This window comes from Pseudomonas cyclaminis (genome assembly GCF_015163715.1).
GTDB classification, from domain to species: Bacteria; Pseudomonadota; Gammaproteobacteria; order Pseudomonadales; family Pseudomonadaceae; genus Aquipseudomonas; species Aquipseudomonas cyclaminis.
Window position 1 is genome coordinate 1 of sequence record NZ_JADDUM010000271.1, and the last position, 25,419, is coordinate 25,419.

Below are 25,419 nucleotides of genomic sequence, written 5' to 3' on the forward strand. Positions count from 1 at the left end.
ACGTCACCAAGTGGATCGAAGGCAAGGCCAACGAGCTGCTGGCCAAATAAACTGGGCCGGGGTTCAAGCGCATCACCCACGCCCCAGGCCCTCAAGGCCGACACCACCCATCGCCACGACTACCTCAACAGCTACGTGGCCGACCTGGTCAATGTGATCGACATGGACGCCATCCGCAGCGCTGATCTGCGCCTGGGCGTGGATCCATTGGGCGGAGCAGGGGTGCGCTACTGGTCGGCGATTGCCGAGCACTACCGCCTGAATCTGGACGTGGTGAACACTGAAGTCGATGCCACCTTCCGCTTCATGAGCGTCGACTGGGATGGCCAGATCCGCATGGACCCGTCTTCCAGCTACGCGATGCAAGGCTTGATCGGGCTCAAGGAGCGTTTCGACGTGGCCTTCGCCTGCGATCCGGACCACGACCGTCACGGTATTGTTACCCCGTCCGGCGGCCTGTTGGCGCCGAACAACTACCTGGCGGTGTCCATCGACTACCTGTTCCAGAACCGTCCCGACTGGCGCGCCGATGCGGCCGTGGGCAAGACCGTGGTCAGCAGCGGGCTGATTGATCGCGTGGCGGCGCGCATTGGCCGCCGCCTGTACGAAGTGCCAGTCGGCTTCAAGTGGTTTGCCGATGGTTTGTTCGAGGGTTCGCTGGGTTTCGGCGGTGAAGAAAGCGCGGGTGCGTCATTCCTGCGCAAAGACGGTACCGTATGGAGCACCGACAAAGACGGTCTGATCCCGGCGCTGCTCGCCGCGGAAATGACCTCGCGTAAAGGCCAGGACCCGAGCCAGATCTACCGTGGCCTGACTGATGCGTTGGGCGAGCCGTTCGCTATCCGTGTGGATGCCAAAGCCACCCCAGCGCAGAAGGCCTTGTTGGGCAAACTGTCGCCGGAGCAGGTGACTTCCACCGAACTGGCTGGGGAAAGCATCCAGCAAATCCTCAGCCATGCGCCGGGCAACAATCAGGCTATTGGCGGCCTGAAAGTGATGACCGAAAACGGCTGGTTCGCCGCACGGCCGTCGGGCACCGAAGACATCTACAAGATCTACGCCGAGAGCTTTATTGGCGAAGATCACCTCAAGCAATTGGTCGAAGAGGCCCAGGTGCTGGTGGACGGCGCGATTTCCCAATAACCCCAAAAACCATTATTGGAGGCTGCGTTGGGCCCCCCGCAGATCGCGGGGGTGTCAATACGTCCGCTACGCAGCCTCGCCAAGGCTCGACAGCTGCTACGTGTCATCCCCCGATATCAGGCGAGGTCCACCAGCACGATCTCGCTGTCTTCAACCGCCGTTACCCGCAGCACCTGCTCGTCCTCGATCGCCACACCGTCTCGCGCTTGCGCTCGCAAGCCGTTGACTTCAATCACACCCTTGGCCGGCACCAGATAGGCGCGGCGCCCACTGTCCAGGCGGTACTCCGCCGTTTCCCCGGCTTTCAGGTTGGCTGCCACCAGGCGGGCATCGGCGCGGATGCGCAGGCTTTCGCTGTCACCGCTTTTGCCGCTGGCCAGGGTCACAAACCCCTCACGATCGCCTTTGGGGAACGGCTTGGCGCCCCAGGAGGGCGGTAAACCGGCTTCATTCGGGATAATCCAGATCTGGAAAATCCGGGTCGGCGTCGCTTCCAGGTTGTATTCGCTGTGGGCGATCCCGGTGCCTGCGCTCATGACCTGCACGTCACCGGCTTCAGTCCGGCCCTTGTTGCCCAGGTTATCGGCATGGCTGATGGCGCCTTCGCGCACATAGGTGATGATTTCCATGTCACGGTGCGGATGCTGTGGAAAGCCCGTGCCTGGCGCAATAATGTCGTCGTTCCACACCCGAAGATTGCCCCAGTGCATACGTTTGGGGTCGTGGTACTCGGCGAACGAAAAGTGGTGATGGGCGTCAAGCCAGCCATGGTGGGCGCCGCCCAGGGAGTTGAAAGGTCGAAGTTCTAGCATGATCGTCTCCTGTTGATGGCGCCTATGATCCAGCAGGCCATGATCGATAAAAAGCGTAAAAAGTGCCTGATTCCTATCAGCTGAGGCGATTGGTTAGTGGCGTTTTGACTTTCACTTCATCGTCTAACTGCATGACAGCAAAGCAATTGGCTGGAACTGAGCGCCGATTCCGGCGACCATGGCGCCCTTGTCACAACCTAGCTCACCGCAGGAGTCCGCGTGCCGCAACACAAGCCTGATCTGCCCCCCGAACTGCGCCCATTGGCCCAAATGCCCCTGCTCAAACGCTTGGCCGCACGCCTGTTTGGCCATGGCCTGACCCGATTGCGCGCACAGCACCGGTTTTCCTGGTTGCACGGGCAGGCCGATGGTTTTCGCAGTGGTCACGAAGCGGGTGTGGAATACGGTTATCGTGAAGGCAAGGCCGATGGCATCGAGGAGGGCCGCCAAGTCCTGCTGATCCGCGACTTTCGCCCCGAGGAGCACCGTGCGCCCGGTATTGATGACAGTCTGTTCGATGATTGGCGGTTGCCCCTGACGGCGCACGTGAAGAAACGCATCAAGGCCGACGTTGTCCGCCTGTTGCCGGCCCACGCCCAGCCCAGTGCGGCGCAATGGAAGATGATTTTCAGTGATACGCCGTCCACCGCCGTGATCGCCGGGGCCGGTGCAGGCAAGTCCACCTCGCTGGTCCTGCGCATAGTGCTGCTCACCCATTACCTGGGCTTTGAATTGAGCTCGATGACTGTGGTGACCTTCACCCGCGAATCGCGCAAAGACTTCATCAACAAGCTCATGGAGATTCTCAGCCTGTGGGGACAACCCCTTGACATAAAAGAGGCCCAGTCGGTGGTGCGCACTTTTCACTCGCGCATCCTCCCGATGGTCCGCAGCCTGCCGGGGTTTGAGCGCCTGCAAGCGTTCGAGAACCTGAACTCAGGCGTCGAGGATGCCGACAGTAACCCGTTCGATCTGCGCATCAACGATGCCCAGCGCCAGCAGATGAATGCCTGCTACCACCGACTGCACGGCCAGCACCCGCGTTTTCGAGAGTTGATCGCGCCACTGGCGCGTCATGGCTTGCAGCTCAAGGAGCTGGAGCGTGATCACCCGGATGTACAAAAACGCATTGCGGTGACCGAACTGGCGGCCAAACGCGATGAAGAACTCTGCGACGTGATCGAAGACCTGTGGTTTCGCGCCGGGGCGTGGCCCATCAAGGGCATTGAACCCAATCGCCAGGCCATTGAGATCAATGGCGCGCAGTTCCATTGCCATGGCTACATCGCCGAACTGGACGCGTGGGTGGTGCTGGGATTTGATTCGCGGGAAAACCCGCAGCTCAGTCGGCCCAATGCCAAACTGTCGGTCCGTGCGGAATGGGCCGTTAAGCGCACCTTGTTTCAAGCTTTCTGTCGTAAGCCTTTGATTTGGCTTGATAGCTACGACTCATCCAGGCGACTTTTAAGCACTCTGGCCGGGGATGCCAGTGCGGGGCCTGGGTTTGAATACAAGGTCAAAGGCGAACTGGTGTCCGCGCCGTTGCTGGACAGTTTTGTCATGGCCGCCGGCTTTATCGAAAACCTAGGGTTGGACGTGCCGACGGCCGTGGGCCAGATGACCTTCGCCAAGGACGATCCGGACCGCTACTTCTTCGAGGCCTTGAGCATTTTCTGGAAAGCCCTGGAAGACCATCTACTCGATCAGTCGCCGCCGATCATGACCTACAACCGCATGTTCTCGCTGTTCGGCGAGAACACCCCGGAAAACCTCAAGTTACTCAGCGACCCGCTGCTACGGCCGTTGTCGCACCTGATGATCGATGAGTTCCAGGATGTGTCGCCGCAGATCGTCTCCTGGATCCGCGCCAGCCTGCGGGAAATCCGCAGCCGTGGCCCGGCCATGCACGTGGGGCGCGGTGCCCAGTATTCTTCGCTGTTGTGCGTGGGCGATGATTGGCAATCAATCTACGGCTGGCGGGGCAGTTCTCCCAAATATTTCATGGAGTTCAATCAGGAATTCCCTTCGCCGAGCACCACCCGCGTAATGCTGGGGGAGAATTACCGCAGCCACCAACACATCATTGATGCTGCCGAGCACATCGTACGCGCCGCGCCGGCAATCCCCGGCAAGAAGGCCAAGGCCAGTGGCACGCCCAAGGCATTGGAGCCGGTCAAGGTACTGGTGCGTGACGACGCGGCGCTGGGTCGCCAGTTGCTTGAGCACTATCAAAAGGGTGATTCGGTGTTAATGCTGTATCGAAAAAGCAGCGATAAGTTACTGATTAAAGAGCATATTCAGCCAGTAGTTAATGTGGATTCTAGCTTGCCACCTCAATCGCGCAGGTTGAAACAGCTGACCTATCACAGCGCTAAAGGCTTGCAGGCGGACGCCGTGTTTCTGCTCGGAGATTGCCAGCACCTGACCAACTCGCCCTACAAGAACCAGGTCTATCGCATGGCTGGCCTGGGCAAACCTGGCGACAGCGAACCCTACGACACGGCGCAAAAGGACGAAGTGCTGCGCCTGGCGTACGTGGGCATCACCCGGGCCGTCAGCCATTGCTACTGGTATGTGGAAAAGCCCGAAGGCCAGGCAGTGAATGTGCCTAAGGCCTCGGAGCGTGTAGACGGGACGAAGGCGTTTTTCGACGATCAGCGCGGCTAAAGGCTGATCGATCACGCCCGAAGGGACAAAGGCGGGACAAACGACTCCAACTCATCCTCCACCGCCTCGATAATCCGTTCCACATCGGCGGCATTCATTACCGTGGCACAGGGAATGCCGGCGATGGCAATCAGCGTTTCGCCGCTGGCACGGTCGAAGAGGCGGACGATCATGCTGCCGGGCGCGTCCATGCTGCCCTCGAAGCCAATTGGATGAAAATGCCAGCGCATCAGTTGGCAGGCGTTGGGGAACGTCACTTTATTCATGTTGCCCACCTTGTTCATTGAGCGCTTCCTTTAGCTCGCGGCAGGGGACCATGACCGTCACTGGTCTTGGCATTGTTGAGCTTAAAAATAGCATTCGTTCTCAACCGGAGGTGACTTTTTTCACCCCGCTCGGCGGTTGTTTTCCTAATGATTGATGTGGGTCATGTCCTACTGAAAACAGGGCAAATAGCCATTAGTCCGAAGTTGCGCCTGGCCATTGAACGCACCACCGAATTTCGGCAATCTCCACGGTTTACCCGCCGCAGAGCCCACCATGCCTGACATCGCCCCCGACGATGATTGCCTGCACACCCAAGCCACGGGGGACTTGGTGTTACGTCATCACCTGTGCTGGCGCCATCGCGACTTGGACGGGGTGATGTCCTACTACCACCCGGATATCCAGTACCACGACTTTTTCCAGAACCGCGTAGTCGGTTACGCCGAGCTGCGCGATTACCTGCAAGCCAGCATGCCCCGCCAGGCTGACGAAGCGATTGAACACACCGACCGCATCCGCGCCGACGGTGATACCGCCTTTATCCAGTACCGCATCACCCTGCGTGGCGGGCAGGGGCTGGTGTCATTCCGTACCAGCGAGGCCATCACCGTGCGCGATGGGCTGATCTGGCGCGTCAATGAATACGCATCACTGGTGCACGAACAACCTTCCCAGGCCCAGCGCCCCAGCGTCAGCCGCTTGGGCCTGTCCCCCCAGCAATTGGGGCATATGGCCAATGACCTGCAGCAGTATTTCGAAGGCAAGCAACCGTATCTGGACCCCGACCTGGACCTGCAGCGGGTCGCCAAGGAATGCGGATACAGCCGTAATCAGATTTCTTACCTGCTCAATCAAGTACTCGGGCAAAGCTTCTACCGCTACGTCAACCAGGCGCGGCTGCAGCATTTGCTCGCCGCGCTGGACAAGGCACAGCCGCCGATCAAGGTCGACGACCTGGCCTTTGCTGCCGGTTTCAATTCGCTGTCGGCGTTCTACAGCGCCTTCCGCCAGCACACCGGTCAGTCGCCCAAGGCCTACGTCAAACAAATTTCCCTGCGTGCACGCGCGCAAGACAGCGAATAAGCGCCGGCCCTAGGATCACCCCATCGAAACGTGGTTGGGGAGCTTGGCATGCCGGCATGGCGCAACATCAGTTTATGGATGGACCAACTGGACGAGCCGCTGGTGGCGCGGCCGTCCCTGGAACACGACCTGGACGTCGATGTGGCCATTATCGGCGCCGGCTATACCGGGCTGTGGACCGCCTACTACCTGAAACGCCATGCACCTGAGCTGAAAATCGCGATCATCGAGGCGCAAACCGCCGGCTTCGGTGCATCGGGCCGCAACGGTGGCTGGCTGATGGGCAATCTGTTGGGCGAAGACCGCCTGCTGGCCGGTCTGGCACCTGAACAACGCCGCGCCTCCTTCGATCTGTTGCACGGCATTCCCGATGAAGTGGCCCAGGTCCTGGCCCGCGAAGGCATCGACTGTGACTACCGCAAGGGCGGCGCCCTGTACTGCGCAGCACGCTACCCCGAGCAGGAGGCCAGCCTGCGCGCCTACCTGGACAAACTCTACGCCCAAGGCCTCACCGAAGCCGATTACCGCTGGCTGAGCCCGCAGCATTTGGCGGAGCAGATCCGCATCGCCCAACCCTATGGCGGTATCTATGCACCCCACGTCGCGACAATCCATCCGGCCAAGCTGGTGCGCGGGCTGGCGCGGGCCGTGGAGCGCCTGGGCGTGACGATTTACGAAAAAAGTCCGGTCACCCAGTGGCAGTCCGGCAGCCTGCGCACCGCGACGGCCAGTGTGCGCGCCGGCTGGGTGGTGCCCGCCGTCGAGGGTTACGCGAACACCTTGCCGCCTTTGGGCCGCTACCAGTTGCCGGTGCAGAGTTTGATCGTCGCCACTGAGCCACTGCCCGCCAGCACTTGGGACGAGATAGGCCTGCCCCACGGCCAGGCCTTTGGCGAAAGCAGCCGCCAGGTCACCTATGGCCAGCGCACGGCGGATAACCGGCTGGTGTTCGGTGCTCGCGGCGGTTACCAGTTCGCCGGCAAGTTGCGCCACAACTTCGATCTGACTGACAGCGAAGTGGAGCTGCGTCGTTACCTGTTCGGCGAACTCTTCCCACAGCTCAAGAACGTGCGGATTACCCATTCCTGGGGCGGCAACCTCGGTATGTCGCGTAATTTCCGACCGCACATGCTCTGTGATCACAACACCGGTATCGCGCTGTCTGGCGGATATGGCGGGGAGGGCGTGGGTGCCACCAACCTGGGGGGCCGCACGCTGGCGGATTTGATCCTCGGGCGCGACACACCCCTGACCCATCAACCCTGGGTGATCCGCGAGCGCGGTCTCGACGCGCTCAAGGCGTGGGAACCCGAACCGTGCCGCTGGCTGGGTTACAACGCGATCATTCGTAGTTTTGTCCATGAAGACCAAGTGTTGGCCAACCCCAACACCGCCCCTTGGCGCCGCAAGCTGGCGACCGGCGTGGCCGGGTTCATGGAAGGGTTCATGCACTGAGTCGTTTCACTTACACGGGAAAACCCCATGAGCATCACGCAATTCAAAGACACGCTGAATGCCCACCTGCCGGACTCATCACCCGTGGCCGTGCCCTTGGGCGAGCCGATTGCGGTGGCCTCCACCTTGAGCGTAGAGCGCAGCGACGGCGTCGAAACCGGCATCTGGGCCTGCACCCCGGGCCGCTGGCGTCGGCAGATCAAATCCCAGGAGTTTTGCCACTTTATCCAGGGCCGCTGCACCTTCACCCCCGACAACGGTGAAACCGTCCACATACAAGCCGGCGACGCACTGATGTTGCCGGCCAACAGCACCGGAATCTGGGATATCCAGGAAACCGTGCGCAAGACCTACGTACTGATTCTGTAACGCTTTGATCCTTGATCGCCTGCCATAAAAACAGCCCTAAAACCGCCAGGAAATCGAACCATGAAAGCCATTGCCCTGTTGCCCTTGATGTTGGTGGCCTCTATCAGCCAGGCCGCCGAGACGGTGAAGATCTACAACTGGTCCAGCTACATTGCGCCAGACACCACGAAGAACTTCCAGAAGCAGACCGGGATCGGTTTCAGCTACGACGTGTACGACAGCAACGAAACCCTCGACGGCAAGCTGATGACCGGCAACTCCGGTTATGACGTGGTGTTTCCGTCCAACCACTTCATGGCCCGGCAGATCCAGGGCGGCGCCTTGAAGAAGCTCGACAAGAGCCAGTTGCCCAACTGGAAAAACCTCAACCCGGTGCTGCTCAAGGCATTGGAAAACAACGACCCGGGCAACGCCCATGGCTTCCCGTATCTTTGGGGCAGCACGGGCATCGGCTACAACATCGACAAGGTCAAGGCCGTGCTGGGGGATAACGCTCCGGTGGACTCCTGGGACTTGATCTTCAAGCCCGAGTACATGGAAAAACTCAGCAAGTGCGGGGTGGCCATCCTTGATAACGGCCCGGAACTGTTGCCCATTGCCCTCAATTATCTGGGGTTGCCGCCTCACAGCAAGAACCCGGAGGACTACAAAAAGGCGGAAGCTTTGCTGATGAAAGTGCGGCCTTACGTGGCGTACTTTCATTCCTCGAAATACACCGGCGACCTGGCCAATGGCGATATCTGCGTGGCCGTCGGCTTCTCCGGCGATGTGCTGCAAGCTGAAAGCCGCGCCAAGGAAGCCAAGAACGGCGTGAAGATCGGCTATCAGATCCCCAAGGAAGGTGCCGCGATCTGGTTCGACATGGTGGCCATGCCTGCGGACGCCCCCGATGAAAAGGCGGGCTACGCGTTCATGAACTACCTGCTGGAACCCCAGGTGATGGCGGACATCACCAACTCCGTGCATTACGCCAACGGCAACAGCGCGGCGGACAGCCTGGTCGAACCGGACATCAAGGGCGACACCAAGATCTATCCAAGCGAAGCCATGATGGGCAAGTTGTTCGCGCTGGAAGCGATGCCGCTGAATATCGACCGGATTCGCACGCGGATCTGGAACACCATTCGCATGGGCCGCTGATCGGTAACATTTCGTCGCCCAATAGGCGCTCTGTTTAGACGTTGGTGTCTGTAGCTTCCTTGCCTCCTTTCAATAAACCGGGGCAAGGAATGCTCACATCCGGTGAAGGGCAAGACGGTATCTACGCGTACGGCACTGCTCCCGTCGCCGATACCATTGACCATCTACGGGTTTTCCAAATCATGTCCCAGCGACTGGATAAACAACGAAAACAGCTCCGGCTGTGACGAGATATCGAGCTTGGCGTACAAATGCCGACGGTGCACTTTCACCGTGTCTGGCGAGATGTTCAGGCGTTCGGCCATGGCCTTGGAGGAGAACCCGCGCAGCACCAGGCGGGCGATTTCCAGTTCGCGGTCCGAGAGCACGCCGCAACCGAACTGGCTCAAGGCATCCCTGATCTGGCTGTCCATGGCCGGTGCGCGCTGGGTGCTTTGCTGCCAATGCTGCTGCATCAACGGCAGTACCCAGGCCGCCATCATCGTCATCAGCCCCGTCTCATCGGCACTGAACCGCCGCTGCATCCCCAACGACAGCGACAATGTCCCCGCGCCCGGCAGTTGCAGGATGAATTGCACCTCATCTTCCAGCACGTTGTCGTGGAAGTAGCTGAGGAAGTACTCACTCTGACGGAAATGGTCCGGTGCCACTTCCTCCAGGCGATAAACACCGCTGGCATAACCTTCGCGACAGGCCTGGAAGAACGGATCGAGCAAGTACAGGCCATTGAGGTACGTCAGCATTGACGCCGGTTTGCTGCTGGGTTGGGCGTCGTATTCTTCCAAGGCCTGGGGCGCACCCTCCTGCGGGTAGAAAATCGCCAGGGCGTTATCGAAGGGCAGGCACTGGTGCAGCAACAGCACCAACTGCTTCCAGAAACGCTCGGTGCCGATGTGCGCGACGGTGCGGCCCAGGCCAGCGTGCATGCCGACCTCTCGGAACAGGCTCATATCACAGGCTCCCGCCAGCAAAATATCGCTCAAGGGTTCGGCTTTTGCCGGATGCCGTCAAGGGGAGTACGCCAATAGGGGCATTGGCGGACAAGCCACCTGCGGATAACGTCATCATCATTCAACGGGAAACATATCCCGACTCATACATCATTTTTCGTTTCTGCCTCACACCAAGAACAACGACAGAGGATAACGATATGAGCACTTCCCCCACGCCCGACGGCGTGTTGAAACCGACCCTGAGCGTCTTCGATGTAGTGGCCATCACCGTTTCCGCAGTGACGCCGGCCAGTTCCGTATTTGTGATTGCGCCGTTTGCCATCCAGCAGGCCGGCAGTGGTGTGTTCCTGGCGTTCGTGATGGCGGGCCTGCTCGCGCTGATGTTCGCGTTTTGCTACGCCGAACTGGGCCGCGCCCACAACAGTGCCGGTGGCGAATATGTGTATGCCAAGCGTGTGTTTGGTGGCATGGCCGGCTATGCGACCTTCCTTACCGTGCTGGTGATGTTGCTGTTTATCCCGCCGGTGTTGGCCACCGGGGCTGCGACGTATCTCAACAACGCCTTGGGCACGAAGTTTGATTCGCAAACCGTCGCCCTGGTGATCGTAGTGTGCAGTTACGCCCTCGGCATCCTCAATATCAAGCTCAATGCGTGGATCACCGGCACCTGTTTACTGCTGGAAGTGGCGGCCTTGCTGGTCATCGTAGTTATCGGTTTTGGCAACCCGGTGCAGCCCGCGAGTGTGTTGTTCCAGCCGCAGATTGTCGAAAACGGCGTGCTGCACCTCGCGCCCTGGGCCTTGGTGGTCGGCGCGGTGGGCATCGGTCTGTTTTCCTACAACGGTTACGGCCCGGCGGTGTTGCTGGCCGAAGACATGAAGTGCGGCGGCAAGGGCGTGCACAAGGCGGTGCTGTGGTCCCTGGGCCTGGTGGTGGTGATTGAGCTGGTACCGATCACCGCACTCTTGATCGGCGCGCGTCCCTGAGCGCGATGATCAGCAGCCCCGACCCCATCGGCTACCTGCTCACCAGCCATGGCAACGAAACCCTGTCGCGCTTGGTCAGTGCCGGGATCTTCCTCTCAGTATTCAATGCGATTGTCGCCATCGTGATCCAGATCGGCCGCGTGGTATTCAGCAGCGGACGCGATGCGCTGTGGACGCCGACCATCAACAAACTGTTCACCCGCATTCACCCACGCTGGGATTCGCCGTGGCTGGCTACGCTGTTCCTGGCGATCCCGTCGGCGCTGCTCAGCTTCAGCTCCAACCTGGCCGACCTCACCTCGTTCAGCGTGTTGCTGATTATGCTGGTGTACCTGGTGGTGGCGTTGAGCGCGTTGATGAGCAGGGTGTTGCTGCGCGATCGCGAACACCCGTATCGCATGCCGCTGTGGCCGTTACCGGCGCTGTTGGCGGTGATCGGTGCAGGTTACCTGCTGGTGACCTTGATCTATGCGGCGTCAGTGCGCGACATCATGATCATCCTCGGCTTGCTGGCCCTGTCGGTGATTTTCTATTGCATCAGCGGCCGGTCGAGTCCGGTCTTCCAGAAATTGTAAGGAGTGGTTATGCGCGCACGTCAATTGGGCATCACATTGGGGCTGGGCACGCCGGGTGAGTTGAATGCCATCACCGATGTACCGGGCGTGCGGGTGGGCCACAGCACCCTCAACACCCGTATCGATGGCAAGCAGGTGCGCACCGGCGTGACGGTGATCCAGCCACGCGCCGGGGAGGCGCGCCAGCAACCGTGCTTCGCCGGCTATCACGTGCTCAATGGCAACGGCGATGCAACAGGGCTGGAGTGGATCAGCGAAGCGGGGCTGTTGACCACGCCGCTGGCCATCACCAACACCCACAGCATCGGCATTGTGCGTGACACCCTGATCGCCCTGGAGCGCGAGCGCCTGGCAGACCCGGCCGTGTATTGGTGCATGCCGGTGGTGATGGAGACTTACGACGGGCTGCTCAACGATATCTGGGGCCAGCATGTGAAGCCCGAGCATGTGCGCGAGGCCGTCAGCAATGCCGAAACCGGTCCGGTGCAGGAGGGCGCGGTGGGCGGTGGCACCGGGATGATCTGCCACGAGTTCAAGGGCGGCATCGGCACGGCGTCGCGGCGCTTGCCGGCGGAGCAGGGCGGTTGGACCGTCGGCGTGTTGGTGCAGGCCAACCATGGCAAGCGCCAGGAACTGCGGGTCGACGGCTACCCGGTGGGACGCCGGTTGATGGACATTGCATCGCCCTTCGCCGAGCGCGGCACGCCGGGCATGGGGTCCATCGTAGTGATCCTCGCCACGGATGCGCCGTTGCTGCCCCACCAATGCCAGCGCCTGGCGCAACGCGCTTCCATCGGCATCGCCCGTACCGGCGGCGGTACCGAAGACTCCAGTGGCGACCTGTTCCTGGCCTTCGCCACCGGCAACCAGGACCTGCCGGCGGCGGATTACGGGCGCAAGGGCCTGCCGTTCAGCAGTGCGTTGCAAATGGTCAATAACGACCACATCTCGCCGCTGTTCAGTGCGGCGGCCGAGGCCGTAGAAGAGGCAATCATCAATGCGATCCTCGCGGGTGAGACCATGAGCACCGACGACGGCGTGCAAGTACCGGGTTTGACCGGCGAGTCGCTGTTACAGGCATTGCATGACACCGGGTGGAGTATGTCCCGGTAATGGGGGACAACGCCTATTATTAGTTTAAATACTGGCCGTTTAATGTTGCCAATGACACCATGGCAATATATTGGATCCATTTAATAAGCGCGCCGCTCAACTTGAGCGGCATTAGCGCTATTTAATATTTAAATACGGGCTGGTTGTTTTTTGTCGGACAAAATCAAGTTGGCCCAATAAACGCGGCACAAAACTTCCACTAGTTCCCAGGCTGCGACTTTTTTACCCTGGAAATAGATGTAGACGAAAGATTTCAAGTTGTGTCAGTTTTCTTACGCCTTCAAAAGAGGCGAGTGATAGGACGATCTCGCCCGCGGGGTTCCTATCGATCAAAGACTGATGCACTTGCAAACAAGGAAGTACGTTTATGTCCAAAGTAAAAGACAAGGCTATCGTGTCGGCGGCGCAAGCCAGCACCGCTTACTCGCAAATCGATAGCTTCAGCCATCTGTATGACCGTGGCGGCAACCTCACGGTCAACGGCAAACCGTCCTACACCGTCGATCAGGCCGCCACCCAGCTGCTGCGCGACGGCGCCGCGTACCGGGACTTTGACGGCAACGGCAAGATCGACCTGACCTACACCTTCCTGACCTCGGCGTCGTCGAGCACCATGAACAAACATGGCATCTCCGGCTTCAGCCAGTTCAACGCCCAGCAGAAAGCACAGGCCGCACTGGCCATGCAATCCTGGGCGGATGTGGCCAACGTCACCTTCACCGAGAAAGCCACCGGCGGTGACGGCCACATGACCTTCGGCAACTACAGCAGTGGCCAGGATGGCGCGGCTGCCTTCGCCTACCTGCCCGGCACCGGTGCAGGCTACGACGGCACCTCGTGGTACCTGACCAACAACAGCTACACGCCGAACAAGACCCCGGACCTGAACAACTACGGCCGGCAGACCCTGACCCACGAAATCGGGCACACCCTCGGCCTGGCTCACCCTGGCGACTACAACGCCGGCGAAGGCGCGCCGACCTACAACGACGCGACCTATGGACAGGACACGCGCGGCTACAGCCTCATGAGTTACTGGAGCGAGAGCAACACCAACCAGAACTTCAGCAAAGGCGGCGTCGAGGCCTATGCTTCCGGCCCGCTGATCGACGACATCGCGGCGATCCAGAAGCTCTACGGCGCCAACTACAACACCCGCGCCGGCGACACCACCTACGGCTTCAACTCCAATACCGGGCGTGATTTCCTCAGCGCCACCTCCAACGCCGACAAGCTGGTGTTCTCGGTGTGGGACGGCGGTGGCAATGACACCCTGGACTTCTCCGGTTTCACCCAGAACCAGAAGATCAACCTCAATGAGGCCTCGTTCTCCGACGTGGGTGGCCTGGTGGGCAACGTGTCCATCGCCAAGGGCGTGACCATCGAGAACGCCTTCGGCGGTGCAGGCAACGACCTGATCATCGGCAACAACGCTGCCAACGTCATCAAGGGTGGGGCCGGCAACGACCTGATCTATGGCGCTGGCGGTGCGGACCAACTGTGGGGCGGCGCCGGCAGCGACACCTTTGTGTTCGGTGCCAGCTCCGATTCCAAGCCAGGGGCGGCAGACAAGATCTTTGACTTCACCTCGGGTTCGGACAAGATCGACCTCAGCGGCATCACCAAAGGCGCAGGCCTGACCTTCGTCAATGCGTTCACCGGACATGCCGGCGACGCGGTATTGACCTACGCAGCGGGCACCAACCTGGGTACGCTGGCCGTCGACTTCTCCGGGCACGGCGTGGCGGATTTCCTCGTCACCACCGTAGGCCAGGCAGCCGTCAGCGACATCGTGGCGTGATACAAAGGCGCGGCGTTTCGGCGTCGCGCCTCCAGGATGGAGCGTGAAGATGCAGCGTTTTTTCAACTTGATCGCCTGCGTGTTGCAGGTGATGTTCGTGTCGGCAGGAGCCCACGCAATGGCGAGCAGTCTTGTTTTACCCTCCAGCGCCCAATTGGCCGGGCATTGGCAGTTGCACCAGCAGGATCAGGTCTGCGCCCTCGACCTGCTCGAACAGGCCAACGGCTTGAGCGGTGATGTGGCCTGTGCCGCGCAATGGCTGGGGGACACACCGTTGACCTGGTCGCCCACACCAGACGGCATCTGGCTGTTCAACGCCGAAGGCAGCGGTATCACGCATTTGAATCGCCAGAAAGACGGCGACTATCAAGCCCGCACTAAATCCGGTGCGGTGGTTGAATTAAAACGTATGCCTTAGTTATCGCTATAAGTTTATAACTCGATTTTATTAGTTGACCGGCCTTTATTCGGGGTTCGGGCAACTTATGCGCGCAATTTGGCTCAAGGAAGATCAGAACATATGGCCAAGCCCTCTGCGGTTGCGCCCTTATTCAAGGCGCTGGGTGAATACAAGAGCATCTTGATCAGTATTGGCTGCTTCACGGCATTGATTAACCTGTTGATGCTGGTGCCGTCGATTTACATGCTGCAAGTGTACGACCGCGTGCTGTCCTCCCAGAATGAAACCACCCTGGTGATGTTGACGCTGATGGTCGTGGGCTTCTTTGCCTTTATTGGCACGCTGGAAGTGATCCGCAGTTTTATCGTGATCCGTATCGGCAGCCAGTTGGAACGGCGTTTCAACTTGCGCGTGTACAAGGCCGCGTTCGAGCGCAACCTGCAACGCGGCCAGGGGCATGCCGGGCAATCCCTGGGCGACCTGACCCATATCCGCCAATTCATCACCGGGCCGGCGCTGTTCGCGTTTTTTGATGCGCCGTGGTTTCCGATCTACCTGTTTGTGATTTTCCTGTTCAACGTGTGGCTCGGGGTGTTGGCCACCGCCGGCGCGGTGTTGCTGATCGGCCTGGCGTGCCTGAACGAATACCTGACCAAGAAACCCTTGGGCGAGGCCAGCGGTTTCTCCCAGCAATCGACCCAACTGGCCACCAGCCATTTGCACAATGCCGAGACCATCCAGGCCATGGGCATGCTCGGCGCGTTGCGCAAGCGCTGGTTTGCCGTGCATTCGCAGTTCCTCGGCTTGCAGAACACCGCCAGCGATACCGGCTCGGTGATCACCTCCCTGAGTAAATCCCTGCGCCTGTGTTTGCAGTCCCTGGTGCTGGGCCTGGGCGCATTGCTGGTGATCCGGGGCGATATGACGGCGGGGATGATGATTGCCGGTTCGATCCTGATGGGCCGTGTGCTCAGCCCCATCGACCAGTTGATTGCCGTGTGGAAGCAATGGAGTTCGGCCAAGCTGGCCTATCAGCGCCTGGATGAGTTGCTGCGCGAGTTCCCGCCAGAAGTGGAGCAGATGAAATTGCCGGCACCCAAGGGCCAGATCAGCCTCGAACAGGTCAGCGCCGGCCCGCCCGGACGGCGCATGACCACTCTGCATCAGGTCAGCTTCAACTCGGCGCCGGCGAAGTGCTGGGCGTGCTCGGCGCCTCGGGTTCCGGCAAATCCACCCTGGCCCGCGTGCTGGTGGGTGTATGGCCAACCCTGGCCGGTACCGTGCGGCTGGATGGCGCCGACATTCATCGCTGGGACCGCGACGACCTGGGCCCGTATATCGGTTACTTGCCTCAGGACATTGAGCTGTTCAGCGGCAGCATCGCCGACAACATCGCGCGTTTTCGCGAGGCCGACCCCGAGCTTGTCGTCAAGGCGGCACAACAAGCCGGCGTGCATGAACTGATCCTGCGCCTGCCCCAAGGCTACGACACGGTACTCGGCGACAACGGCGGCGGCCTGTCCGGCGGGCAGAAACAGCGCGTGGCCCTGGCCCGTGCGCTGTATGGCGGGCCACGCTTGATTGTGCTGGATGAACCCAACTCCAACCTCGACACCGTGGGCGAAGCTGCCTTGGCCAGCGCCATCGTGCAGATGAAGGCCCAAGGCAGCAGCGTGGTGCTGGTGACCCATCGGTCGTCGGCATTGGCCCAGGCCGACAAGTTGCTGGTGCTCAACGAAGGCCGTTTGCAGGCGTACGGACCGAGCCAAGAGGTGCTGCGTGCCTTGTCCGGCCAGCAGGAAGCGCCGAAAGACAAACCCGGCGTCAGTTTCAGTCGTCAGTACCAAGCGGGAAGGAATCCAGGCGCATGAGCAGTATCACTTTCGAACAACCCTTCAAAGAGCGCGACGCCGGTTTTTTTGCCCGTATGGGCTGGCTGCTGACGGTGGTCGGCGCTGGCGGTTTTTTCCTGTGGGCCAGCCTCGCGCCGCTCGATCAAGGCATCCCGGTGCAAGGTACGGTGGTGGTGTCCGGCAAGCGCAAGGCCGTGCAAACCCTCAGCCCCGGTGTGGTCAGCCGTATCCTGGTGCGTGAAGGCGAGCGGGTGAAACAAGGCCAGCCACTGTTCCGGCTGGACCAGACCCAGAACCAGGCCGACGTGCATTCGCTGCAAGCCCAATACCGCATGGCCTGGGCCAGTGTGGCGCGCTGGCAGAGCGAGCGTGATAACCACGCCAGCATCACCTTTCCTGCCGAGCTGAGCAGCCATCCCGATCCCGCCTTGGCGTTGGTGCTGGAAGGCCAGCGCCAATTGTTCAGCAGCCGTCGCGAGGCCTTTGCCCGTGAACAGGCCGGCATTCGTGCGAATATCGACGGCGCCACCGCGCAACTCGGCGGTATGCGCCGTGCCCGCAGCGACCTGACCGCCCAGGCGCAATCCCTGCGTGATCAACTGAGCAACCTGCAACCCTTGGCCGACAACGGCTACATCCCGCGCAACCGGCTGATGGAGTACCAGCGCCAATTGTCCCAGGTGCAACAGGACCTGGCGCAGAATGCCGGTGAAAGTGGCCGGGTGGAGCAGGGCATCGTCGAGTCACGCCTCAAGTTGCAGCAGCACAGCGAGGAGTACCAGAAGGAAGTGCGCAGCCAGTTGGCCGACGCGCAACTGCGCAGCCTGACCCTGGAACAACAACTGACCTCCGCCGGGTTCGACCTGCAACACAGCGAAATCAACGCACCGGCCGACGGCATCGCGGTCAACCTTGGCGTGCACACCGAGGGTGCGGTGGTGCGTGCCGGTGAAACCCTGCTGGAGATCGTGCCCCAAGGCACGCGCCTGGAAGTGGAAGGTCATCTGCCGGTGCATCTGGTGGACAAGGTCGGCACGCACTTGCCGGTGGATATTCTGTTCACCGCCTTCAACCAGAGCCGCACACCACGTGTGCCGGGGGAGGTCAGCCTGATCTCGGCCGACCAGATGCTCGATGAGAAAACCGGCGCGCCCTATTACGTGTTGCGTACGACTGTGAGCGAGGCGGCGCTGGAAAAACTCCACGGCCTGGTGATCAAGCCCGGCATGCCTGCCGAGATGTTCGTGCGCACCGGTGAACGTTCGTTGCTCAACTACCTGTTCAAACCGTTGCTGGATCGCGCCGGCTCCGCGTTGACTGAGGAATGAACATGAAACCTGTGTTCTTCGCCGTGCTGTTGAGTTGCACCAGCGCCCACGCCGCCATGGGCCCGTTCGATGTTTACGAGCAAGCCTTGCGCAACGATCCGGTGTTCCTCGGCGCGATCAAGGAGCGTGACGCCGGCCTGGAAAACCGCACCATCGGCCGCGCCGGGCTGCTGCCCAAGCTGTCCTATAACTACAACAAGGGGCGCAACAATTCCCAGGCCACGTTGCCTGACGGGCGCGGCGGCAATTATCACGACGACCGCAACTACAACAGTTACGGCTCCACCTTCAGCCTGCAACAGCCGCTGTTCGACTACGAGGCCTACGCCAACTACCGCAAGGGCGTGGCCCAGGCGTTGTTTGCCGACGAAAGTTTTCGCGACAAGAGCCAGGCGTTGCTGGTGCGGGTGTTGACCTATTACACCCAGGCGCTGTTCGCCCAGGACCAGATCGACATCGCCCGCGCCAAGAAGAAGGCCTTCGAGCAGCAGTTCCAGCAGAACCGGCACCTGTTCCAGCAAGGCGAGGGCACCCGTACCGATATTCTTGAAGCCGAGTCGCGCTACGAGCTGGCCACCGCCGAAGAGATCGAGGCGCTTGACGAACAGGACGCGTCATTGAGGGAGCTGGGCGCCTTGATCGGCGTGCAGAGCGTCAACATCCACGACCTGGCGCCGCTGAACCAGGGGTTCGCCGCGTTCACCTTGAGCCCGGCCAACTACGACACGTGGCACGAATTGGCGATCAGCAATAACCCCACGCTCGCCTCCCAGCGCCAGGCCCTGGAAGTGGCGCGTTATGAAGTGGAGCGCAACCGCGCCGGGCATCTGCCCAAGGTCACGGCGTACGCCAGCTCACGCCAGCAGGAGTCCGACAGCGGCAACACCTACAACCAGCGCTATGACACCAACACCATTGGCGTGGAAGTCAGCGTGCCGTTGTATGCCGGTGGGGGGGTCTCGGCATCCACGCGCCAGGCCAGCCGCGCCATGGAGCAGGCCGAGTACGAGCTGGAGGGCAAGACACGTGAAACCTTGATCGAATTGCGTCGCCAGTTCAGTGCGTGCCTGTCCGGCGTAAGCAAGTTGCGTGCTTATCAGAAAGCGCTGTCCTCTGCCGAAGCGCTGGTGGTGTCGACCCAGCAGAGCATCCTCGGCGGTGAGCGGGTCAACCTCGATGCGTTGAATGCCGAGCAGCAGCTCTACAGCACCCGCCGCGACCTGGCCCAGGCGCGTTACGACTACCTGATGGCCTGGACCAAGTTGCATTACTACGCCGGTAACCTGCGCGACACCGACCTGGCAAAGGTGGACGAAGCGTTCGGGCCTGCAGCGCATTAATGGGTTTTCTCGCCAATTCCAACAACAAGAGAGGCAATACCATGGGTGTCTTTGATTATAAAAACCTCGGCACCGAGGGCTCCAAAGCGCTGTTCGCCGATGCCATGGCGATCACGCTGTATTCCTACCACAACCTGGATAACGGCTTTGCCGTGGGCTATCAGCACAACGGGCTGGGATTCGGTCTGCCGGCCACCTTGGTCGGCGCATTGCTCGGCAGCAGCGACTCCCAGGGCGTGATTCCCGGTATTCCCTGGAACCCGGACTCAGAAAAAGCCGCCCTGGAGGCGGTGCAAAAGGCCGGCTGGACGCCGATCAGTGCGAGCACCTTGGGCTACACCGGCAAGGTCGACGCCAGGGGCACGTTCTTTGGCGAAAAAGCCGGCTACACCACGGCCCAGGTCGAAGTACTGGGCAAGTACGACGATGCAGGCAAGCTGCTGGAAATCGGCATTGGTTTTCGCGGTACATCCGGCCCACGGGAAAGCCTGATCAGCGACTCCATTGGCGACTTGATCAGTGACGTGCTCGCCGCCCTGGGCCCCAAGGACTATGCGAAAAACTACGCAGGCGAAGCGTTCGGCGGCTTGCTCAAGAACGTCGCCGACTACGCCAGTGCCCACGGGCTCAGCGGCCACGATGTGGTGGTCAGCGGGCACAGCCTGGGTGGTTTGGCGGTCAACAGCATGGCCGATTTGAGCACCGGCAAATGGGCGGGCTTCTACCAGGACGCCAACTACGTGGCCTACGCCTCGCCGACCCAGAGCAGCGGGGACAAGGTGCTCAATATCGGCTATGAAAACGACCCGGTTTTCCGTGCGTTGGACGGTTCATCCTTCAACTGGTCGTCGTTGGGCGTACATGACAAGCCCCATGAATCCACCACCGACAATATCGTCAGCTTCAACGACCATTACGCCTCGACGCTGTGGAATGTACTGCCGTACTCCATCACCAACCTGCCGACCTGGATCTCCCATTTGCCCACCGGGTATGGCGACGGCATGACGCGCATCCTCGATTCCGGATTCTATGAACAGATGACCCGCGACTCGACGATTATCGTCGCCAACCTGTCAGACCCAGCGCGGGCCACCACCTGGGTGCAGGACCTCAACCGCAACGCCGAAACGCACAAGGGCAACACCTTCATCATCGGCAGCGATGGCAACGACCTGATCCAGGGCGGCAAGGGCGCGGACTTTATCGAAGGCGGCAAGGGCAATGACACGATCCGCGACAGCAGCGGGCACAACACGTTTTTATTCAGCGGGCAGTTTGGCCAGGACCGGGTGATTGGCTATCAGCCGACGGATAAATTGGTGTTCACGGACGTGCAGAGCGGTGGCGATTATCGGGATCACGCCAAGGTGGTGGGCGGGGATACGGTCATCAGTTTTGGCGGGGATTCGGTGACGCTGGTGGGCGTGGTTGGGTTGTCAGGGGAGGGGATCACTATCGCTTAAGTGGGAATGGGGGCGGGCCTGGCCCTGATGGCAGTGGCTCAGTCAATGCAGATGTTGACTGGAAGACCGCCATCGGGGGCAAGCCCCCTCCCACAGGTTTGACCGTATTCCACTCCAATCAAATGTGGGAGGGGGCTTGCCCCCGAAAGCGGTGGGTCAGTCAATTTTGTTCAGTGTTGGAAATGGGCAATCATTTTTCCTTGCGCACCGTCGCCACATCGTCGGCTTTGACGCGGACGCGCTTGCCGGCGATGTCAGTGAACTCGTAAAAGCCGTCGGCGGTCTTGGCGTTTGGCGTGTCCTGGGTCAAATACTGCGTGCCGTTTTGCAGCGTCACTACGGTTTGCGTCGCGCAACCGGCCAATACCAGAAAAGTGAGTGCAACCAGTGGCAGACCCAAATTCTTCATGTTCATAACCCTTACCGTTAACCCTGAAAAAGTCCCGCGCCAGAGGCTGCGGGCCATAAATGTTACGCCATCGACTCCCCCATCTGATCACTTTTATACAAAAAGTTGCGTGAGCCATTTATCTATTACCGATTGCAACACAGCAGCAGGGACGGCACTCTGTATGCATAACCAGTATTTGACTCGCTTGCGCCATGGCCAACCCCCTCGAAGATCCGCTCTATTACCTGCATAACTTCCGCCAGGTCCTGCATTGGCTGGGGCAGCGCTATGCCGACTTGCTGGAACCTGACGAACAGCATTTCATTCAGCAATTCGACAGCTTGGCGCAGCCGTCCCAGGCGTTGTTGGTGCGCATGGTGATGCGCAAGGGTGTGCATTTTCGTGCTGGCAAACTCAGCTACCAGGAGGTCGGCTGTACCCACGCCGCTGCAAGGCCATTGCGGGCATTGGGCTGGGTTGACGATCAATGCCCGCTGGCCTTTGAAGAGGTGTTCGCGTTGCTGCAAAAAGGCGAAATCCTCAGCACGTTCAAGCCCTGGATCGACCAACCCAAGGGCAACAAGGCCGACTGGCTTGAGGGCCTGACGGCGCAGTTCAGCGAAACCCGCAGCTTTGCCCAATGGTGCCCGGCGCTGGCCGAACCGCTGTACAGCCTCACGGTGATGGACCTGTGTGACCGCCTGCGCCTGATGTTCTTCGGCAATCTGCACCAGGATTGGTCGGAGTTTGTGCTGGCGGACCTGGGTATCTACACCTACGAAAAAGTGGCGTTCTGCGCTGAATCCCGTGGCTTGCGCAGCCGTGATGACGTGCACGGCGTGCTGTTCCTGCACCAATGCCAGCACGCCTTTGAAACCGGCGCAGCGCTGCACGACGTACTGGCGCAGGTGGCCACGCTGAGCACCGACAACCCCTGGCTGGAAAAACGCCGGGCCAAGCTGTTGTTCCAACTGGGGCAGTATTGCGAGCGCAGCGCGGAGCTGGCGTTGGCCGAGCAGATCTACCGCACCTGCGCCTATCCTGGCGCTCGTGCGCGACTGATCCGTGTGCTGGAGCGCCAGGAGCACTACGCCCAGGCCATGGCCCTGGCGAGTGACGCGCAACAGGCACCGGAAAGTGCGGCCGAGCAGCAACACCTGTTGCGCGTCATGCCTCGCCTGCGCCGCAAGCTTGGGGAACCCAGGCTACCGAAGCTGAAACCGAGGGAAGTTTCGCGCCTGGACCTGGAACTGGCCTTGCCGGAACCGGTGATGTCGGTGGAGTACTGCGTCCAGGCACATTTGAGCGAGCCCGATGCACCGGTGCATTACGTGGAAAACGGCCTGATCAATTCGCTGTTCGGCTTGCTTTGCTGGGACGCGATCTTCGCACCGCTGCCGGGGGCGTTTTTCCACCCGTTCCAGCGCGGTCCGGCGGACCTGCACAGCGACGATTTCCACCAACGCCGCGCGCCGCTGTTCGCCGCATGTTTCGAGCAATTGCAGGGTGAGCAGTACAAACGCCTGATTCGCCAGCGCTACGCCGATAAGTGGGGCATTCAGTCGCCCTTCGTGTTCTGGAACCTGCTCAGTGAAGACCTGTTGGAGCAGGCCCTCGAATGCCTGCCCGCCGACCACCTGCGCTACTGGTTCGAGCGCCTGCTGCTGGACATCCGCGCCAACCGCGCCGGCATGCCGGACCTGATCCAGTTCTGGCCAGCGCAAAAAACCTACCGCATGATCGAAGTCAAAGGCCCTGGTGACCGCCTGCAAGACAATCAACTGCGCTGGCTGGAATTTTGTGGCGAGCACCAGATGCCAGTCACCGTCTGCTACGTGCGCTGGGCGGAGCAACCGGCTTGAGCTACAGCGTGGCCGTGCGTGCACTGTGTGAGTTCACGGCCAAGGTCGGCGATCTTGACCTGCGCTTTACCCCGTCGCCCAGCGCCCAGGAAGGCATTGTCGGCCACCGCACGGTTGCCTCGCGCCGCAGTGCGCACTACCAGAACGAAGTCGCTCTGGAGGGCGATTACCAGCAACTCAGGGTACGGGGCAGGGCAGACGGCTACGATCCCGATGCCAACCGCCTGGAAGAAGTCAAAACCTATCGCGGCGACCTTGATGCCCAGCCGGCCAACCATCGGCTACTGCATTGGGCCCAGGTCAAGGTGTACGGCTGGCTGATGTGCCAGAAGTTGGGATTGGGCGAAATCGACCTGGCGCTGGTGTACTTCGATATCGTCGGCGAGGGTGAGACCCTGCTCAATCAACGCTTTCAGGCGGCCGATCTGCAGGCGTTCTTCAACCAGCAATGCGCACTCTTCCTCGGCTGGGCCCAACAGGAAATGCAGCACCGCGAAGCGCGCAACGCAGCCGCACAGGCCTTGAGTTTCCCCCATGCCGACTTTCGCCCCGGCCAACGCACATTGGCCGAGTCGGTGTACAAGGCCGTCAGCACCGGCCGTTGCCTGATGGCCCAGGCCCCCACCGGCATCGGCAAGACCATCGGCACAATCTTTGCGCTGCTCAAGGCCCTGGCGCCGCAGCAACTGGACAAGGTGTTTTTCCTCACCGCCAAGACCCCCGGTCGCAAGCTCGCCCTCGATGCGTCACAGGTGCTGCTCACCAGCAGCCCCGGCCTGCAACTGCGTGTGCTCGAACTGGTGGCGCGGGACAAAGCCTGTGAACACCTGGACAAGGCCTGCCACGGTGATTCATGCCCGTTGGCCAAGGGTTTCTACGACCGTCTGCCCGCTGCGCGCAGTGCTGCGTCCAAGATAAGCCTGCTCAACCAGCGCAACCTGCGCGAGGTTGCCCTGGCCCATGACGTCTGTCCCTATTACCTCAGCCAGGAAATGGCGCGCTGGGCCGACCTGGTGGTCGCCGACTACAACTACTATTTTGACTTTGGCGCCATGCTGTTCGGGCTCGCCCAGCTCAACCAATGGCGCGCCGCCGTGCTGGTGGACGAAGCCCACAACCTGGTAGAACGTGGGCGCTCGATGTACAGCGCCAGCCTCGATCAATACAGCCTCAAGACCCTGCGCGACTGCGCCCCCGAGCCGCTGAAGAAACCCTTGCAGCGCCTGAACCGCGAATGGAACGCCCTGCACAAGGACCAGCTCGCGCCTTACCAGGCCTACGCCGCCCGCCCGGAAAAACTGCTCCAGGCCTTGAGTCTGTGCGCCAGCGCCATGGGTGATTACTTCAACGACCACCCCGAAGCCCTCAACGGCGAGCTGCAGGCCTTCTACTTCGAAGCCCTGCAATTTGCCAAGGTCGCCGAGCTGTTCAATGAGCACTTCATCTTCGACATCAGCAAACGCCAACTCAACGGCAAGCGCAGCAGTTCAACCCTGTGTCTGCGCAATGTGGTGCCCGCTGAATTCATCCGCCCCCGGCTGACGGCTGCCCGCAGCAGCGTGCTGTTTTCTGCAACCTTGAGCCCACGGCACTATTACGCCGACCTGCTTGGGCTGCCGACGGATACCGCGTGGATTGATGTGGAGTCGCCGTTCAAGGCCGAGCAATTGCGCGTGCGCATTGTCGATGAAATCTCCACCCGTTTTGTGCATCGCCAAGCCTCGCTGGCGCCCATCGTCGAGCTTATTGCCCGCCAGTTTGCGCAGCAACCGGGCAACTACCTGGCGTTTTTCTCAAGTTTTGACTACCTGCAACAAGTGGCGCAGTTGCTCGCCGAGCGACACCCACGGATCGCGCTGTGGCAGCAATCCCGGGGCATGGCGGAGGCCGAACGCCAAGCCTTTCTCGATCAGTTTACCGAACACAGCCAGGGCATCGGCTTTGCGGTGCTTGGTGGTGCCTTCGGCGAAGGTATCGACTTGCCTGGCGCACGGTTGATCGGCGCCTTTATCGCGACGCTCGGCCTGCCACAACTGAACCCGGTCAACGAACAGATAAAGCTGCGTATGGGGGCGATCTTCGGAGCCGGTTACGACTACACCTATCTGTATCCCGGCGTGCAGAAAGTGGTGCAGGCCGCGGGCAGGGTGATCCGCAGTCAGCAGGATCAGGGTGTGGTGATGCTGATCGATGACCGCTTCGGCGAGGCACGGGTCCGTCAGTTGTTGCCACGCTGGTGGGCGGTCGACTGATATTCCCGCCATCAATGATGATGGCCTGGAGAGCGCCCATCCCGCAGGCTCAACCTGACTAGAACAAAGGCCAGCCCTCATGAGCATAGGTATCTACAAAACTTCCAGTGAATGCGGAATCTATGTCAAACGCGCTGTTGTGGTGAGCGGGCTTCTGTGGTGA

At 60.7% G+C, this 25,419-nt stretch carries 17 protein-coding genes and 3 pseudogenes; 16 read left to right on the forward strand and 4 right to left on the reverse strand.

What is annotated here, in order from left to right:
* A pseudogene (locus tag IQK56_RS27795) lies at positions 1-1,143 on the forward strand (phosphohexomutase domain-containing protein); the annotation flags it as partial.
* A 116-nt stretch (positions 1,144-1,259) separates the two neighbouring features.
* Here the strand turns inward: IQK56_RS27795 and IQK56_RS27800 are convergent.
* Entirely contained in the window at positions 1,260-1,955 is a 696-nt protein-coding gene (locus IQK56_RS27800; protein ID WP_150759971.1) for a pirin family protein, read from the reverse strand.
* A gap of 219 nt (positions 1,956-2,174) precedes the next feature.
* Between IQK56_RS27800 and IQK56_RS27805 the strand changes: the two genes are divergently transcribed.
* Positions 2,175-4,622, forward strand: a complete 2,448-nt coding sequence (locus tag IQK56_RS27805; RefSeq protein WP_193862840.1) for a UvrD-helicase domain-containing protein — start codon at positions 2,175-2,177, stop codon at positions 4,620-4,622.
* 11 nt (positions 4,623-4,633) lie between these two features.
* Here the strand turns inward: IQK56_RS27805 and IQK56_RS27810 are convergent, their stop codons facing one another.
* Positions 4,634-4,906 carry a DUF1652 domain-containing protein gene (locus IQK56_RS27810; RefSeq protein ID WP_122305642.1) on the reverse strand — a complete coding sequence of 91 codons (273 nt, stop codon included), beginning with the start codon at positions 4,904-4,906 and terminating at the stop codon, positions 4,634-4,636.
* A 256-nt stretch (positions 4,907-5,162) separates the two neighbouring features.
* Between IQK56_RS27810 and IQK56_RS27815 the strand changes: the two genes are divergently transcribed.
* From IQK56_RS27815 to IQK56_RS27830, 4 genes are read left to right on the forward strand one after another with little or no spacing between them, the layout of a single operon-like run.
* Positions 5,163-5,972, forward strand: coding sequence for a helix-turn-helix transcriptional regulator (locus tag IQK56_RS27815; protein ID WP_150675372.1), 810 nt, complete (start codon positions 5,163-5,165; stop codon positions 5,970-5,972).
* A gap of 48 nt (positions 5,973-6,020) precedes the next feature.
* A complete protein-coding gene (locus IQK56_RS27820; RefSeq protein ID WP_193862838.1) occupies positions 6,021-7,427 on the forward strand; it encodes an NAD(P)/FAD-dependent oxidoreductase in 1,407 nt (468 codons plus the stop codon).
* 27 nt (positions 7,428-7,454) lie between these two features.
* Positions 7,455-7,796 (forward strand): cupin domain-containing protein, encoded by a 342-nt coding sequence (locus IQK56_RS27825; protein ID WP_112195211.1) that lies wholly within the window; start codon positions 7,455-7,457, stop codon positions 7,794-7,796.
* Positions 7,797-7,856: 60 nt separating this feature from the next.
* Positions 7,857-8,936, forward strand: a complete 1,080-nt coding sequence (locus IQK56_RS27830) for a polyamine ABC transporter substrate-binding protein (RefSeq protein ID WP_122305639.1) — start codon at positions 7,857-7,859, stop codon at positions 8,934-8,936.
* A 164-nt stretch (positions 8,937-9,100) separates the two neighbouring features.
* Here IQK56_RS27830 and IQK56_RS27835 read toward each other — a convergent pair whose 3' ends face one another.
* Positions 9,101-9,886 carry a helix-turn-helix transcriptional regulator gene (locus IQK56_RS27835; RefSeq protein WP_122305638.1) on the reverse strand — a complete coding sequence of 262 codons (786 nt, stop codon included), beginning with the start codon at positions 9,884-9,886 and terminating at the stop codon, positions 9,101-9,103.
* Between the two features lie 200 nt (positions 9,887-10,086).
* Here IQK56_RS27835 and IQK56_RS27840 point away from each other — a divergent pair.
* The 8 genes and pseudogenes from IQK56_RS27840 (at position 10,087) to IQK56_RS27875 (ending at position 20,751) form a co-directional block, all read left to right on the forward strand.
* A pseudogene (locus IQK56_RS27840) lies at positions 10,087-11,450 on the forward strand (APC family permease).
* A 9-nt stretch (positions 11,451-11,459) separates the two neighbouring features.
* Positions 11,460-12,563, forward strand: coding sequence for a DmpA family aminopeptidase (locus tag IQK56_RS27845; protein ID WP_150759976.1), 1,104 nt, complete (start codon positions 11,460-11,462; stop codon positions 12,561-12,563).
* 367 nt (positions 12,564-12,930) lie between these two features.
* Positions 12,931-14,364: a serralysin family metalloprotease gene (locus IQK56_RS27850; RefSeq protein WP_122305635.1), complete on the forward strand. Its 1,434-nt coding sequence runs from the start codon at positions 12,931-12,933 to the stop codon at positions 14,362-14,364.
* A gap of 49 nt (positions 14,365-14,413) precedes the next feature.
* Positions 14,414-14,782, forward strand: coding sequence for an AprI/Inh family metalloprotease inhibitor (locus IQK56_RS27855; protein WP_099582891.1), 369 nt, complete (start codon positions 14,414-14,416; stop codon positions 14,780-14,782).
* Between the two features lie 102 nt (positions 14,783-14,884).
* Positions 14,885-16,635, forward strand: a pseudogene (locus IQK56_RS27860) (type I secretion system permease/ATPase).
* The gene (locus IQK56_RS27865; protein WP_193862836.1) at positions 16,632-17,945 is read left to right on the forward strand and encodes an HlyD family type I secretion periplasmic adaptor subunit; all 1,314 of its coding nucleotides are present in this window, start codon (positions 16,632-16,634) and stop codon (positions 17,943-17,945) included. Before IQK56_RS27860 ends, IQK56_RS27865 begins: the two are co-directional and overlap by 4 nt.
* A 2-nt stretch (positions 17,946-17,947) precedes the next feature.
* Entirely contained in the window at positions 17,948-19,285 is a 1,338-nt protein-coding gene (locus tag IQK56_RS27870; RefSeq protein WP_122305632.1) for a TolC family outer membrane protein, read from the forward strand.
* A 41-nt stretch (positions 19,286-19,326) separates the two neighbouring features.
* Positions 19,327-20,751 (forward strand): polyurethane esterase, encoded by a 1,425-nt coding sequence (locus IQK56_RS27875; protein ID WP_193862834.1) that lies wholly within the window; start codon positions 19,327-19,329, stop codon positions 20,749-20,751.
* Positions 20,752-20,941: 190 nt separating this feature from the next.
* Here the strand turns inward: IQK56_RS27875 and IQK56_RS27880 are convergent, their stop codons facing one another.
* Positions 20,942-21,166 carry a YgdI/YgdR family lipoprotein gene (locus IQK56_RS27880; protein ID WP_112195225.1) on the reverse strand — a complete coding sequence of 75 codons (225 nt, stop codon included), beginning with the start codon at positions 21,164-21,166 and terminating at the stop codon, positions 20,942-20,944.
* Positions 21,167-21,354: 188 nt separating this feature from the next.
* On the opposite strand from IQK56_RS27880, the gene IQK56_RS27885 reads away from it, so the two are divergent.
* Entirely contained in the window at positions 21,355-23,004 is a 1,650-nt protein-coding gene (locus IQK56_RS27885) for a VRR-NUC domain-containing protein (RefSeq protein WP_193862832.1), read from the forward strand.
* A complete protein-coding gene (locus IQK56_RS27890; protein WP_193862830.1) occupies positions 23,001-25,256 on the forward strand; it encodes an ATP-dependent DNA helicase in 2,256 nt (751 codons plus the stop codon). The genes IQK56_RS27885 and IQK56_RS27890 overlap by 4 nt, the downstream gene beginning before the upstream one ends.
* The last annotated feature ends 163 nt before the right edge of the window (positions 25,257-25,419 follow it).

Excerpts from the sequence above, each read along its gene's own strand:
- IQK56_RS27820 (WP_193862838.1), top strand. The coding sequence starts at position 6,021 with ATGCCGGCATGGCGCAACATCAGTTTATGGATGGACCAACTGGACGAG.
- IQK56_RS27870 (WP_122305632.1), top strand. The coding sequence starts at position 17,948 with ATGAAACCTGTGTTCTTCGCCGTGCTGTTGAGTTGCACCAGCGCCCAC.
- IQK56_RS27810 (WP_122305642.1), bottom strand. The coding sequence starts at position 4,906 with ATGAACAAGGTGGGCAACATGAATAAAGTGACGTTCCCCAACGCCTGC.
- IQK56_RS27845 (WP_150759976.1), top strand. The coding sequence starts at position 11,460 with ATGCGCGCACGTCAATTGGGCATCACATTGGGGCTGGGCACGCCGGGT.
- IQK56_RS27830 (WP_122305639.1), top strand. The coding sequence starts at position 7,857 with ATGAAAGCCATTGCCCTGTTGCCCTTGATGTTGGTGGCCTCTATCAGC.
- IQK56_RS27875 (WP_193862834.1), top strand. The coding sequence starts at position 19,327 with ATGGGTGTCTTTGATTATAAAAACCTCGGCACCGAGGGCTCCAAAGCG.
- IQK56_RS27825 (WP_112195211.1), top strand. The coding sequence starts at position 7,455 with ATGAGCATCACGCAATTCAAAGACACGCTGAATGCCCACCTGCCGGAC.
- IQK56_RS27835 (WP_122305638.1), bottom strand. The coding sequence starts at position 9,886 with ATGAGCCTGTTCCGAGAGGTCGGCATGCACGCTGGCCTGGGCCGCACC.
- IQK56_RS27815 (WP_150675372.1), top strand. The coding sequence starts at position 5,163 with ATGCCTGACATCGCCCCCGACGATGATTGCCTGCACACCCAAGCCACG.
- IQK56_RS27855 (WP_099582891.1), top strand. The coding sequence starts at position 14,414 with ATGCAGCGTTTTTTCAACTTGATCGCCTGCGTGTTGCAGGTGATGTTC.
- IQK56_RS27850 (WP_122305635.1), top strand. The coding sequence starts at position 12,931 with ATGTCCAAAGTAAAAGACAAGGCTATCGTGTCGGCGGCGCAAGCCAGC.
- IQK56_RS27865 (WP_193862836.1), top strand. The coding sequence starts at position 16,632 with ATGAGCAGTATCACTTTCGAACAACCCTTCAAAGAGCGCGACGCCGGT.
- IQK56_RS27885 (WP_193862832.1), top strand. The coding sequence starts at position 21,355 with ATGGCCAACCCCCTCGAAGATCCGCTCTATTACCTGCATAACTTCCGC.
- IQK56_RS27800 (WP_150759971.1), bottom strand. The coding sequence starts at position 1,955 with ATGCTAGAACTTCGACCTTTCAACTCCCTGGGCGGCGCCCACCATGGC.
- IQK56_RS27880 (WP_112195225.1), bottom strand. The coding sequence starts at position 21,166 with ATGAACATGAAGAATTTGGGTCTGCCACTGGTTGCACTCACTTTTCTG.